The organism is Spirillospora sp. CA-108201 (assembly GCF_050936235.1).
Classification (GTDB): domain Bacteria; phylum Actinomycetota; class Actinomycetes; order Streptosporangiales; family Streptosporangiaceae; genus Spirillospora.
In genome coordinates this window covers 5,294,007-5,306,608 of record NZ_JBNJNE010000001.1, presented here as the reverse complement: position 1 = coordinate 5,306,608, position 12,602 = coordinate 5,294,007, and the positions used below count along the sequence as shown (strand labels likewise).

Here is a 12,602-nt window from a genome sequence, read left to right as displayed (position 1 = left end):
AATCCTCCGCGCGGTTGATCCGCCCGCCGCGCACCGCCGTGCAACGGGTATGGGCATCGTTCTTCGCGTACTCGTGGCCGCCGGACTGGCGGCCGACGCCTTCGTGCACTGGCGCTTCGCGCCCGACATGGCCCCTGGGCCCCACACCCCGAGCGACGTCATCCCGGGAGACGACCTGTTCCGAGGCCAGGCCGTCGCGGCGGCCGTCGCGGCCCTGCTCGTGCTCTGCTGGGCGCGCAGGTGGACGTACGCGATCGCGTTCGCCGTCGCGGCGAGCGCGGCCGGGGCCGTCCTGCTGTACTACTTCGTCGACTTCGGGCAGCTCGGCCCGATCCCGCGGATGTACGACCCGCAGTGGTACGCCGACAAGACGATCAGTTTCGCCGGGGAGGCCGTCGCCGCGCTCGCCGCGCTCGCCGGATTCCTCACCGCGGACCGGAAGGAGCGCGCGGAGTCCTTCTCGGCCGCCGTGCGGTGACGCGTCCGGGCGCCTCCGGGCGTCGCGCGTCACGGGCCCCGCCCGGTCCGCCGTGCCGTGGCGGGGCCCTTGACCCGTCAAATGAACGCTCCTTTAATGCTGGTATGGGGCATTTTGCGGGCGTCGCTCGCGCCCACCTCGTCGCGACCCCGGGGGGCGACCCTCGGGAACCCCCGTCACGCGCCGGGCGATCCTCACGTCACGGCTGAGGTTCTCGTGCCCGTGCGGGGTGCGTCGTGTCGCTCCCGCCGCCCGGCTCGACCCGACCCGGGAGGAACACAGTGAAGGTGCAGATAGACCCGGAACGCTGCCAGGGACACGGCCGCTGCTACGACCTGGCCCCCGGCCTGTTCGGTGAGGACGACGAGGGATACGGCACCGTCCTCGGCGACGGCGCCGTCCCCGAGGACGGTGAGCACGAGGCCCGCCTGGCGGGCGCGAACTGCCCCGAGCGGGCGATCGACGTCCTCGGGGAGGCGTGAGATGAGCGCGGACGACCGCTTCGGGAGGAGTTTCAGGGAGGAGCGGGAGGGCCGCCCGCTCGGCACGCGCAACGAGGCCGTCACGGGCCCGGTCGCCGACTGGGCGACCGACTTCTCCCACCTGGAACCGGAATGGGCCGCCGACCCGTACCCGATCCAGGACGAGCTGCGGCGGCGCTGCCCGGTCGCGCGGACGGAGCGGTTCGGCGGCGGCTGGCTGCCGACCCGGTACGAGGACGTCGCGGCGATCGCCCACGACACCGAGCGCTTCACCTCCCGCTCGGTCGTCATGAGCAACTTCCGGCCGCCGCGCGAGTCGGCGCCGATCGGCGTCACGCCGCCGATCTCCTCCGACCCGCCGTTCCACCACGACGCGCGCAGGCTGCTGCTCCCCGCGTTCAAGAAGTCCGCGGTGGCGCGGCTGGAGCCCGCGACCAGGGCGTACTGCCACGAGCTCATCGACTCCTTCGAGGGCCGCGACGTCGTGGACGCCGCCCACGAGTACGCGCAGCACATCCCGATCCGGGTCATCGCCGACATGCTCGGCTTCCCGCCCGAGGACGGGCCCCGGTTCCGCGAGTTCGTCGAGAACACCCTCGAAGGGGTCAACCTCCCTCCGGACGAGCGCATCGCGCGCATGGACAAGCTGTTCGACTACCTGCTGGAGCAGATCCGCGACCACGTCGCCCACCCGCGCGACGACCTCACCACCTATCTCATCGAGGCCGAGCTGTACGGGCGCAAGCTCGAACCGTCGCACGTCTCGGGGACGATGGCGCTGCTGCTCATCGCGGGCATCGACACCACCTGGAGCGCGATCGGCGCGTCGCTGTGGCACCTGGCGAGGACGCCCGCGGACCGCGAGCGCCTCGTCGCCGAACCGGCGCTCGTGCCGACCGCGGTGGAGGAGTTCCTGCGCGCCTTCGCGCCCGTCACGATGGCGAGGCTGGTGCGGGAGGACATGACCTGGGGCGGCGTCGAGATGAAGGCCGACGACTGGATCCTGCTGTCGTTCCCCGCCGCCAACCGCGACCCGGCGCAGTTCGACCGGGCGGACGAGATCGCCATCGACCGCGAGGTGAACCGGCACGCCGCCTTCGGCCTCGGCATCCACCGCTGCGTCGGCTCGCACCTGGCCCGCATGGAGCTGCGCGCGGCCCTCGAGGTCTGGCTGGAACGCGTCCCGTCCTTCACCCTGGCCGACCCGGAGGCGGTCACCTGGGCCGCCGGGCAGGTCCGCGGCCCCCGCACCCTCCCCGTCCGCGTCACCTGAGGCGTTCGGCCAGCCGGGGGAGCAGGCGGAGGGCGTTCGCCCGGTCGACGGCGCGGTGGGCGCGGTCGTCCAGTACCGGGTCGCGGTCGAGGTCCCGGGTGTTCAGGGCGACCTCGCGGGCGGAGTTGGCGGGCCAGTCGGTGCCGAACAGGACGCGGTCGGCGCCGACGGCGGCGATCAGGGACGGCGTGGCGTAGGGGGAGGCCGGCAGGGCCGTGTCGTAGTGGAAGCGGCGGAGCGCCGGACGCATCCGCGCCGGGAGCGGGCCGCCGTCCTCCCGGGCCGAGCGCTCGGCCCGTCCCGCCATGTACGGCAGGAACCCGCCGCCGTGGGACAGGATGACCGACACCCGCGGGTAGCGGTCGAGGGTCCCGGCGGCGATCAGGTTGAGCGCGGTGCGGGTGGTGTCGAGCAGGTAGTCGGCGAGCCAGTCCCCGACGCCCGGCGCCTCGGCCAGGCCCTTGGGGGCGACCGGGTGGGTGAACACGACCGCGCTGCGCCTGTCGAGCTCGGCCCACAGGGGGTCGAACATCGGTTCCCCGAGGTAGTGCCCGGCGGCCGAGGTGTTGAGGAGCACTCCGTCCGCGCCCAGGTCGTCGAGCGCGTGGGCGATCTGGCGCACGGCCAGGTCCGGGTGGAGCATCGCCGCGTTGGCGAAGAAGCCGAACCTCGTCGGGTGCTCGCGCACCAGCTCGGCGAGCGACTCGTTGCACACCTGCACGCCCGAGGCGGCGATCTTCCGGTCCGAGAACACCTCGGCGGGCACCGGCGCGGAGGCCACCCCGGCGGCGATGCCGTTGGCGTTCATCGTCCGCAGGGTGCTCGGCAGCGTCCACCGGGCCCAGGACGGCCCGCCGGTCGGCGGGAGGAGGCCCTGCTCGACCGCCCACTCCCGCATCCGCGGCGGGACGGCGTGGTGGTGGGTGTCGATCCTGCCGCGCGGCCGCCGGGGGGCGGCGGGGGCGGCGGCCGCCTCGTTCGCCGGAACGGCGGTCGCGGCCAGCGCCAGGCCGGTCACCTGCAGGGCGCGGCGGCGGGTCGTCTCGGGCATGCGCGTCTCCCTCACTCGTTCGATGCGCCGCCCACGCATGACTCTCTCATCCGAGAAAGTCTCATCTGAGACTATATCAGAAGCCCCTAAACTGGGACCATGCTCGACGACCTGCTCGAACGCCTCCTGTCCGAGGACGGCGACCCCGCCGTCCGGCACGTGGGGCTCGGCATCCTCCTGGCCTCCGCGCACAACCGGAGCCGGGCGAGCATGAACGACGAACTGCGCCGCCTCGGCATCGACGTGCGCGGGTTCAGCATGCTGCTCGCCCTGGAGATGTACGGGCCGTCCAGCCAGCGGCGCCTCATCGACCTCACCGGCATCGACAAGTCCACGATGGTGCGCATCGTCGACGAGCTGGAGGCCGGCGGTCTCGTCCGGCGCGAGCGCGCCCCGCGGGATCGCCGGGCCCACTCCATCAGCCTGACCCCGGACGGGGCCCGGACGCTGGAGAGCGGGCGGCGCGCCGGCGCCGCCGTGGGCGAGCGGCTCTTCGGCCATCTCGGCGGCGGCGAGCGCGACCGGCTCGTGGAGCTGCTCCGCCGGATCGCCGAGGGCGCCGGCTGAGCGCGACCGGCGCCCAGCCGGCCCGGCGCATCGCAGGCGCCGGGGGAGGGACGCGTGTCGAACGCGGGGGGCGTGGCGCTGAGTAGGAGAGAGGTCACGCGGTAGAGAAGCCGTAGCGCCGTACAGGAGAGTGAACATGATCTTTTTGTCGGGCCGGTCGTCATGAGCAGCGCGGACGAGGTCGTCGTCCACGAGACGCCGCCGGTGCGCGTCCTGATCGGGCCGGGCGCGAGCGGTCGCGTCGCGGACGAGGTCGCGCGGATCGGGGCGCGCAGGACGCTGCTGGTCGCGGCGCCGTCGGCCGCCGGGCCCGCCGGCCGGATCGCCGGGGCGCTCGGATCCCGGCTCGCGGCGCGCTTCGACCGTCCGGCGCCGCACACCCCGGTCGCCGTGACGGAGCGCGCCATGGAGGAGTCCGCGGGCGCGGACTGCGTCGTCGCTGTCGGCGGCGGCTCCGCGATCGGCCTGGCCAAGGCGGTGTCGTCGCGGACGGGGATACCGCAGGTCGCGGTGCCGACCACGTACGCGGGCTCGGAGATGACGCCCGTGCTGGGCGAGACCGAGGACGGCGTGAAGACCACGCGCCGCTCCCCGGCGCTGGCGCCCGGCACGGTCGTCTACGACCCCGTCCTCACCCTGGGCATGCCGTCCGGGCTGACCCGGACCAGCGCGATGAACGCGCTCGCCCATGCCGTCGAGGCGCTGTGGGCGCCGGACGCCACGATGGCCACGGACGCGCTGGCGACCGAGGCCGCCGCCGGCATCCTGGGCGCACTGCCCGAGGTGCTCGACGACCTGAGCGGACTGGAAGGCCGCGCGCGCCTCCAGTCGGCCGCGTGGCTGGCCGGGAGCTGCCTCGCGCAGACCCGGATGGGCCTGCACCACCAGCTCGCGCACGTCCTCGGCGGCGCGTTCGGCCTCCCGCACGCCGAACTGCACACGATGCTGCTGGCGCACGTCATGGCGTTCAACCTGCCGTCGGCGCCCGCCGCCTCGGCCCGGCTGGCCCGGGTGGCCGGGCCGGACCCGGTCGCGGTCGTCGCCGCGCTGGCCCGGGCGCACCGGGGCCCGACCCGCCTGTCCGCGCTCGGCGTCCCCCGCGAGCGGCTCCCCGAGATCGCCGCGCGGGTGGCCGCCGACCCCTATCCCAACCCCCGGACGCCGGACGCGGGAGCCGTCGCGGAACTGCTCGACGCGATGTGGTGAGGCGCCGGTGGCGAATAATTCTCGCAATATTCGAATAGGGCCGCTGTCCTCCTGCGGTCAAGGAGCCGGTCAATGGCATCCTCTATTCTTGGCGCATGTCGACTCCCGGTCCGGATCCCGAATCGAAATCGGTTCGGGTGCTGATTGCCAGTGACAATCCGGTCTCCCGGATCGGATTCGCGTCGCTGCTGGACGCGGTGCCGCGCGTGGTCGTCGCCGGGGGCGCGCCCGCCGACCGGGCCCCGGCCGCCGTCCGGATCGTCGTGGTCACCGCGACGCAGGACCCGTACGCCCTCGTGCAGGTCCTCGCCGCCGGCGCGCACGGCTGCCTGACCACGGCCACTTCGAACCGGCCGACCTCCCGGACGTGCTGGGCGCGGCCGGCCGCGAGCACGCCATCGCCCGCTGGCGCGAATCGCGCCCGGAGTCCGCCGGCGGCGGGGCGGGCATCCCCTAAGGCCGATCACGGGCCGCGGCAAACCGATTTCCGCAGGCCCCGCGGAGTCCTAGGACCGGTCCCGGCACAAGATGGGCCCGACCCCCGCCTTTACTCGCCCGCCCGCGGTCCCGCATGCTCTGGTCGTCCGGTTCGAAAGAACTCAATTGCATTTCTATTCGGGATGTGAACGGTGTTGAAATTCAGTCGCCGTCGTCGCGTGCTCCGGGAGGCCCGGTGAGCGTCCTGCGCCGTCCCGCTCTCAGCGTCCTCGCCGGAGCGCTGGCAGCGGCCGCCCTGTCCCTCGGCCTCCAGCCCCCCGCCTCCGCCGCGGGCCCCCGCGTCGACCTGCGGGTGCTCGTCGTCACCGACGGCGGCGCCTCGGTGTCGGCCGTCGCGGACCGGTTGAAGGCCGAGGGCGGCGGTGCTCGCCGACTACGAGAAGCGGTTCGGGATCCGCCAGCTCGACTGCCCGCGGCCTGCGTGAAGGTCGCGCCCGGCATTCCGCACGAGGCCGTCCCGGACGACGCGGAGGCCGAGTGGGTCTCGGTCGGAGGCGACGTCAAGGAAGCGGCCCTGTGGCTGGGCGGGCTGCCCGCCGTGCTGAACGTCGGCAGCGGGCGGGCCACGCCGCTGCGCGACCTCGCGGCGCAGCTGGTGCGCGTCACCGGCGCGCGGAGCCGGGTGCTGGAGGCCGCCGCCGGCTCGGAACGGTCGGCGGGGCCGGAACGGTCGGCGGGCGTGGCCTGGCAGCGCGCCGACATCCGCGCCGCCGGCCGGGCGCTCGGCTGGGCCCCCGTCACCGACCTGACGACGTCGCTCCGCGACCTGTGGGCGGCCCAGCGATGACAGGGGTGGAGCTCGCCTCTTCGGTGGCCGTGCCGGCGTACTTCCATCCCGGCGCCGTCGACTGGAGCGATCTCGCCGACCCCCGGCTCGGCGCCGTCGTGCTCAACGTCGACAGCGGCGCGGGCGCGGCCCGGGACGGCGGGTTCGCGGACGTCGCGCACCGCACGTCCGCCGCGGGGGTGCGGCTCGCCGGGTACGTGGACACCGCGTACGGGCGCCGCCCGCCCGCCGAGATCGAGGAGGAGGTGCGGTGGTACCGGCTCTGGTACGGCGTCCGGGCGGTGTTCCTCGACCAGGTGTCCGCGGCGCCCGAGCACGTGCTGCGGTACCGGCGCATCGTCGCGGGCGTCCGGGCGCGGGGCGCGGAGCACGTCGTCCTCAACCACGGCGCCTACCCCGACGAGGCGTACGCGCGACTCGCCGACCTTCTCGTCACCTTCGAGGGGCCGTGGTCGGCGTACCGGCACGCGCGCGGCCGCGTGGGCGACACGGCTGCCCGCCGAGCGGTTCTGCCATCTGGTCTACGCGCCGCCGCGGTCGGTTCTCCCGCGCGCGCTGGCACGAGCCAGGCGCTGCAACGCAGGCGTCGTGTACATCACCGACCGGACGGGGGCGAACCCGTGGGACGGCCTGCCCGAGTACTTCTCCAGGGAGCTCTCTCTGGTCTACGCGGGACACTGATGCCGGCCGTGTCGTTCCGCTGCTGTGACCGGGTCGTTCCCCTACGCTCACACCACATGCGTGGACCACTGGTGCGAATCACGTCCGTCCTGGTCGCCGGGACGTCCCTGCTCGCCGCTCCCGCCATGCACCCCGCGGCCACGGCGGCCCCCAAGGGAGATCTGGGCAAGGACCTCGACGCCATCCTCGCCGACAGCCGTCTCAAGGGCGCCACCGTGGGGGCCGTGGTGCGCGACGCCCGGACGGGCGCCGTCCGCTACTCGCGCGGCGCGACGGCGGCGGTGACGCCCGCCTCGAACATGAAGCTCTACACGTCGGGCGCTGCGCTGTCGCTGCTGGGCCCCGGGTACCGGTTCCGCACCGGCGTGTACGCGCGAGCGGTGTCCGGAGCGTCCGTCAAGGGCGACCTCTACCTCAGGGGCACCGGAGACCCGACGACGCGGGCCGCCGACTACGACCGGCTCGCCGCGCGGGTCGCGGCGCGGGGCATCCGGCGCGTCGAGGGAGCCCTCGTCGCTGACGACACCTGGTTCGACGCCGTCCGCACACCCTCGCACTGGGACCCCACGGACCTCCAGTACTACTACGCCGCGCAGACGTCCGCGCTGACCGTCGCGCCGAACGACGACTTCGACGCCGGGTCGGTCGAGGTCTCGGTGAGGCCCGGCGGCGCCGAGGGCGCGCCGGTCGCGGTCGGGCTCGCCCCGGCCACCCGCGCCGTCAAGATCGACAACCGGGCGGTCACGGGACGTCCCGGGACGCCGTCCACGCTGGAGCTGAACCGGGCCGACGGCAGCGACACGATCGTGGTCAGCGGCTCCCACCCGGCGGGCGGCGCGGCCTACACGACCCTGCGCACGGTCGAGAACCCCAGCCTGTACGCGGCGGACGTCTTCCGGAGCGCGCTGCGGGCGCACGGCGTCCAGGTGAAGGGCGCCACCGAGCGCGGCAGGACCCCGAAGCGCGCGATCGCGCTCGCCGCCCGCTCCTCGATGCCGCTGTCGCGGCTGATGGTGCCGTTCCTCAAACTCAGCAACAACATGGTCGCCGAGACCCTGGTCAAGGCGATCGGCCGGGAGAGGGCGGGCAAGGGCAGCTGGGCGGCGGGCCTGCCCGTGGTCGAGAGGTACGCCCGCGGCCAGGGCGTGCCCACCGCACGGCTGGAGATGGCCGACGGGTCCGGGCTCTCGCGCGTGAACCGCACGACCGCGCAGGACATCAGCACCATCCTGAAGAAGGCGCAGGGCGCGCCCTGGTTCGGCACCTGGTACCGGGCGCTGCCGGTCGCCGGCGACCCGGACCGCCTCGACGGCGGCACCCTGCGGTCGCGGATGCGGAACACCCCGGCGGCGGGCAACGTGCACGCCAAGACCGGGACGCTGACCGGCGCCTCCGCGCTGTCGGGCTACGTCACCGACCCGTCCGGGCGCCGGCTCGTCTTCTCGGTCGTGCTGAACGGCTACCAGGGCGCGGCGCCCAAGGACATCGAGGACAGGGTCGCGATCCGGCTGGCGGGGGGAGACCCCGCCGCCGTCCGGACGTTCCGCGTCTCCGGGAACGCCCCGCAACTGGAGTGCTCCTGGATCGGCCGCTGCTGAGATCGGCCGCTGCTGATCCCCGGCGGGGCGCGCGACCGGACGCGCCCCGCCGGTGCGGGTCACCCCTGGTTCTTCGGGACGTAGAGGCGGACGTCGTCGACGTACGCCTCGCCCTCGTAGTAGTTCAGGTGCGGGTCGCCGATGATGAAGGAGTCGGGGTAGGCCGAGCCCTTCGGCCAGCTGTGCTCGGTCGTGTACGTCCCGGCCGGGCCCTTGTGGACGAGCCTGCGGTCGAACCGGCCGTCGTACTCGCCGGGCGTCTGGTTGTAGTGCCAGATCGGGCGCCCGTTCTCCACGAAGTCGTGGTGGGCGCGCAGCGTGGTCTGCCCGGTGTGCAGGAACGGGCCGCTCATCTCCAGCGTGTACCCGGTGCGGTCGCGCTCGATCGCGAACCGGTAGGCGGCCTTCGGCATCAGCTCCGGCCGCAGCTCGGCGCTGGTCAGGTGCCCCTCGAACCGGCCGCCCGGCCCGTACCGCCGGTCCATGGACGCCTCCCCGCATGCGGTCTTGGCGTAGTACTCGTTGCTGATGTTGTTGTTGGCCGTCTCGCGGAACAGGTCGCCGCGCGGGAACAGCGCGTTGACGCCGTTGAAGGTGCCGTCGAACGTCCGGTACATCTGGCGGGTCCTCGGGTTGCAGGTCGCGGCGTTCTTCCAGCGGGCGTCGTCGCTGTAGTAGCCGTCCATGATGACCTTGCGCCGGAAGTGGATGCCGGGGTTGCCGTGCGGCGCCGGGTTCGCGTGGTCGAGGATCGTCAGGTAGTAGAACCCGTTCTCCCGCGTCACGTCGGGGTACTGGCACCGGGACCTTCCGGGCACCGCGCCCTGGAACGTCCACGGGTACCGGGTCTTGCACGCCTCCCTGGTGTACCCGTTGTGCCTGCCGCCGTAGTCGAACGTGCCGCCCCTCTTGCCGCCGAACTGGATGCCGCGCAGCGTCATCTCCACCCGGTAGTACCGGGGCAGCGGGCGGGTCGGCCGGATCAGGACGCCCGCGTCCCAGCTCGGCTCGGAGATCCGCGCGACGCGGTGCCCGCCCGGCAGCGCCACGGCCGACAGCCCCGGCCGGGAGTCGGGGCGCCCGTCGCGGTCCTTGTCGACGGCGGCGACCTCCGCCGTCAGCCACCCCTGCCGCCCGAAGGCGACGCGCTTGCGGAACACGTTGAGGGTCTTCATCTGCCGCTCGAACAGCGGTCCGCTGATCTTCTTCCAGGCGGCCCCGTCGTCGTCGAACGCGTCGACCGCCCACGGGCTGCGCGGTCCCTGCGGGTCCAGCCGCCAGGGCGTCCCGTCGACGCGCAGCGGATGGTCGAACCCCTCCTGCGCGACGAGCCTCCACCGGCCGCCCCCCGCGGTTCCGGTTCCGGAGGCCCCGACGGACCATCCCGCGGACACGACCGCGGCGGCGGCCGTCCCCACGGCCACGCCCGCCACTCTCCAACTCGTCACCAAGACGCACACCCCTCCCCGCGGAGCGCGCGACCGCGCTCCGCCCCCGAACATCGCAACGCATCGGAATTATACGAACACGGAGCGTGATCGAAGTGGAAGGCGGGCCCGGGGGGTGTCAGCGCTGGGACAGGTACCTCTCGGCGGTGTCGCGCAGGCGCGCGTGGACGCCGTCGTATGCGGAGACGCCCGGCAGGGCGGTCTTGGGCATCTTCGCGAGCATCGTGTAGTTGGTGTCGACGACGTTGCCGGCCGGGGCGAGCGCGGCCTGGCTGACCAGCTGGTAGGCGTCCAGCTCGTCCAGGCCGAGCAGCGAGGACGTCCAGCCGACCAGGTCGTGCTGGCTGATCCGGAACGCGTCCTCCAGCGGGCGGGCCGAACCGGTCGACATCAGGTGGAGGTCGTCCTCCAGGCGCGGCCACGCCGGCGCCGCCCCCTTGACCAGGTCGACGACCACGACGGTGTCCATCGCCGCCTCCACGGCGGTGCCGCAGACCTCGCCCTCGCCCTGGCGGCAGTGGCCGTCGCCGATCGAGATCAGGCCGCCCGGCACGTTGACCGGGAAGTAGGCGGTGGCGCCCGCGCGCATCTCCGGGGTGTCCATGTTGCCGCCGTGCGCGCCGGGGGTGATGCTCATGATCACCTCGCCCGCGGCCGGGGCCACGCCCACCGTGCCGTGCATGGGGTCGAGCGGCAGCTCGATCTCCAGGTCGCTCGCGCGGGCCCGGAACCGGCAGAGGCCGCGCGCGGCGTCCACGTCGTACATCCACACCCGTTCCGGCAGCGCCGGGTGCAGCATCGCCGTCGCGTGCGTCGCGGTCAGCGCCCCGAAGTGCGGGAACGTCGACGAGACCGCCCAGTCGCGGGCGGGGCGGATGTCCACGAAGTGCACCGCGACCGCGTCGCCGGGCTCGGCGCCCGCGACGGCGATGGGACCGGTGACGGGGTTGAGGTAGGGGAAGGCGCACACCTGGCTCGGCAGGTCGTCCACCCCCCGGACGGCGCCGCCGAAGCAGTCCTCGGTCGTCAGCTCCACGACGGTGCCGGGCGCGACGGTGAGCGCCGCCTCCCGTCCGCCGAAGGCGAAGCCGGGCTCGGTTCCCGTCAGGGAGACCACGTCGAACGTCACTTCTCGTCCTCCTCCTCCGCGATGCCGGCCAGTGCCGGACGGCGGTTCGTGACCAGCAGCCCGACCAGCAGCACCAGCCCGACGCCGAGCCACAGGAAGCCCAGTTCCTGCGCGGCGACCTTCGCGTTGACCACCACGTAGGCGAGGATGCCGAAGCCGATCGCCGGCGCGATCAGGTGGCGCCACCAGTCCCGGCTGCCGGAGCGGACGACGTGGTGGACGACGACCGAGACGTGCAGCACCAGGAAGGCCGTCATGGCGCCGAAGTTGACGAGCGAGCTGAGCAGGGTGATGCCGTCCCCGCGCTGCTCCATGTAGAGGCCGAGGCCCAGCGACACCGCCGCGACCAGCAGCGTCGCGTTGACCGGTACCTGCCGCCGGGGGTGCACCCTGGCGAGGAACCGCGGCAGCTGCCGGTCCCGCGCCATGGCGTACAGCAGGCGGGACGTCGCGGCCTGCGCGACCAGGGAGTCGGCGAAGCCCCACGCGATCGCGGTGGCCAGCGCGGTCAGCCTGGCCAGCCACGCCCCGCCCGCGACCCGCGCGGCGTCGTAGAACGCGGTGCCGTCCGGGTCCCCCTTGCCGGCGAGCTCGCCGGGGTCGGCGACCAGCAGCGACGCCACCCACGTCTGGACGATGAACAGCACGCCGACCAGCAGCAGCGCGGCCACCATGGACCGCCCGATGGCGCGGGCCGACTCGCGGTTCTCCTCCGCCAGCGTGGAGATCCCGTCGAAACCGAGGAAGCTCAGCACCGCGATCGACACCGCGCCGAACACCAGCCCCCACGAGAACGTCGAGCCGTTGTAGATCGGGCTGAGGCTCCCGCCGCCGTGGCCCTTGCCCTGGGCGAGCGCGACCAGGCCCACCACCAGGAAGACCGCCAGGACGGCCAGCTCGGCGAGCAGCATGATGCGGTTGATCCGGGCGGTCATCTCGATGCCGAAGAAGTTGACGACCGTGTTGAGCACGACGAACGCGATGAGCCAGAGCCACACCGGGACGCCGGGGACCAGCGAGTTCATCGCCACGCCGGCGATCAGGTAGAGCAGGGCCGGCACCAGCACGTAGTCGAGCAGGATCATCCAGCCGGACAGGAACCCGACCGGCGCCGCGATGCCCCGCCCGGCGTAGGTGTAGACCGACCCGGCCATCGGGAACGCCCGCGACATCTGCGCGTAGGAGCCGGCGGTGAACAGCATGGCCAGCATCCCGACGGCGTAGGCGAGCGCGACCATGCCGCCCGAGCCCTCGAAGACGCTGCCGAAGATCCCGAACGGCGCGATCGGCACCATGAAGATCAGCCCGTAGACCACCAGGTCCCGGAACGTCAGGGAGCGCCGCAGCTCCTGGGTGTACCCGTAGCGCTCGATGCCCTCCGGCGGCGTTGGGGCGACGGCCATG

The 12,602-nt window shown here is 73.5% G+C and carries 11 protein-coding genes; 7 read left to right on the top strand and 4 right to left on the bottom strand.

From position 1 onward, the window contains the following. The first annotated feature begins 73 nt into the window (after positions 1-73). The 3 genes from ACQEU6_RS25470 (at position 74) to ACQEU6_RS25460 (ending at position 2,233) form a co-directional block, all read left to right on the top strand. Positions 74-478, top strand: a complete 405-nt coding sequence (locus tag ACQEU6_RS25470; RefSeq protein ID WP_499335541.1) for a hypothetical protein — start codon at positions 74-76, stop codon at positions 476-478. A 281-nt stretch (positions 479-759) separates the two neighbouring features. After that, on the top strand, positions 760-960 hold the full coding sequence (locus ACQEU6_RS25465) for a ferredoxin (RefSeq protein WP_499335540.1): 201 nt from the start codon (positions 760-762) through the stop codon (positions 958-960). A 1-nt stretch (position 961) separates the two neighbouring features. Beyond that, complete coding sequence (locus ACQEU6_RS25460; protein ID WP_499335539.1) at positions 962-2,233, top strand: cytochrome P450; 1,272 nt, start codon at positions 962-964, stop codon at positions 2,231-2,233. Here ACQEU6_RS25460 and ACQEU6_RS25455 read toward each other — a convergent pair. After that, positions 2,226-3,284 carry an amidohydrolase family protein gene (locus tag ACQEU6_RS25455; protein ID WP_499335538.1) on the bottom strand — a complete coding sequence of 353 codons (1,059 nt, stop codon included), beginning with the start codon at positions 3,282-3,284 and terminating at the stop codon, positions 2,226-2,228. The genes ACQEU6_RS25460 and ACQEU6_RS25455 overlap by 8 nt on opposite strands. A gap of 99 nt (positions 3,285-3,383) precedes the next feature. Here ACQEU6_RS25455 and ACQEU6_RS25450 point away from each other — a divergent pair, with 99 nt between their 5' ends. The 4 genes from ACQEU6_RS25450 to dacB all read left to right on the top strand — a co-directional run bounded on the left by ACQEU6_RS25450 (position 3,384) and on the right by dacB (position 8,621). Next, positions 3,384-3,851 carry a MarR family winged helix-turn-helix transcriptional regulator gene (locus ACQEU6_RS25450; RefSeq protein ID WP_499335537.1) on the top strand — a complete coding sequence of 156 codons (468 nt, stop codon included), beginning with the start codon at positions 3,384-3,386 and terminating at the stop codon, positions 3,849-3,851. Between the two features lie 162 nt (positions 3,852-4,013). Next, a complete protein-coding gene (locus ACQEU6_RS25445; protein ID WP_499335536.1) occupies positions 4,014-5,057 on the top strand; it encodes a maleylacetate reductase in 1,044 nt (347 codons plus the stop codon). A gap of 673 nt (positions 5,058-5,730) precedes the next feature. After that, positions 5,731-6,342 (top strand): hypothetical protein, encoded by a 612-nt coding sequence (locus ACQEU6_RS25440; RefSeq protein WP_499335535.1) that lies wholly within the window; start codon positions 5,731-5,733, stop codon positions 6,340-6,342. Next, positions 6,339-8,621: a D-alanyl-D-alanine carboxypeptidase/D-alanyl-D-alanine endopeptidase gene (gene dacB / locus ACQEU6_RS25435; RefSeq protein ID WP_499335534.1), complete on the top strand. Its 2,283-nt coding sequence runs from the start codon at positions 6,339-6,341 to the stop codon at positions 8,619-8,621. Before ACQEU6_RS25440 ends, dacB begins: the two co-directional genes overlap by 4 nt. Positions 8,622-8,680: 59 nt before the next feature. On the opposite strand, the gene ACQEU6_RS25430 is transcribed toward dacB, so the two are convergent. From ACQEU6_RS25430 to ACQEU6_RS25420, 3 genes are all read right to left on the bottom strand, one after another. Next, positions 8,681-10,045, bottom strand: a complete 1,365-nt coding sequence (locus tag ACQEU6_RS25430; RefSeq protein ID WP_499335533.1) for a hypothetical protein — start codon at positions 10,043-10,045, stop codon at positions 8,681-8,683. Positions 10,046-10,187: 142 nt separating this feature from the next. After that, complete coding sequence (locus ACQEU6_RS25425) at positions 10,188-11,198, bottom strand: acetamidase/formamidase family protein (RefSeq protein WP_499335532.1); 1,011 nt, start codon at positions 11,196-11,198, stop codon at positions 10,188-10,190. Next, on the bottom strand, positions 11,195-12,601 hold the full coding sequence (locus tag ACQEU6_RS25420) for an APC family permease (protein ID WP_499335531.1): 1,407 nt from the start codon (positions 12,599-12,601) through the stop codon (positions 11,195-11,197). The genes ACQEU6_RS25425 and ACQEU6_RS25420 overlap by 4 nt, the downstream gene beginning before the upstream one ends. Position 12,602 lies beyond the last annotated feature (1 nt).

What these genes read in the sequence shown, in the direction of transcription:
- ACQEU6_RS25460 (WP_499335539.1), top strand. Translation starts at nt 962, where the DNA reads ATGAGCGCGGACGACCGCTTCGGGAGGAGTTTCAGGGAGGAGCGGGAG.
- ACQEU6_RS25450 (WP_499335537.1), top strand. Translation starts at nt 3,384, where the DNA reads ATGCTCGACGACCTGCTCGAACGCCTCCTGTCCGAGGACGGCGACCCC.
- ACQEU6_RS25445 (WP_499335536.1), top strand. Translation starts at nt 4,014, where the DNA reads ATGAGCAGCGCGGACGAGGTCGTCGTCCACGAGACGCCGCCGGTGCGC.
- ACQEU6_RS25420 (WP_499335531.1), bottom strand. Translation starts at nt 12,601, where the DNA reads ATGGCCGTCGCCCCAACGCCGCCGGAGGGCATCGAGCGCTACGGGTAC.
- ACQEU6_RS25455 (WP_499335538.1), bottom strand. Translation starts at nt 3,284, where the DNA reads ATGCCCGAGACGACCCGCCGCCGCGCCCTGCAGGTGACCGGCCTGGCG.
- dacB (WP_499335534.1), top strand. Translation starts at nt 6,339, where the DNA reads ATGACAGGGGTGGAGCTCGCCTCTTCGGTGGCCGTGCCGGCGTACTTC.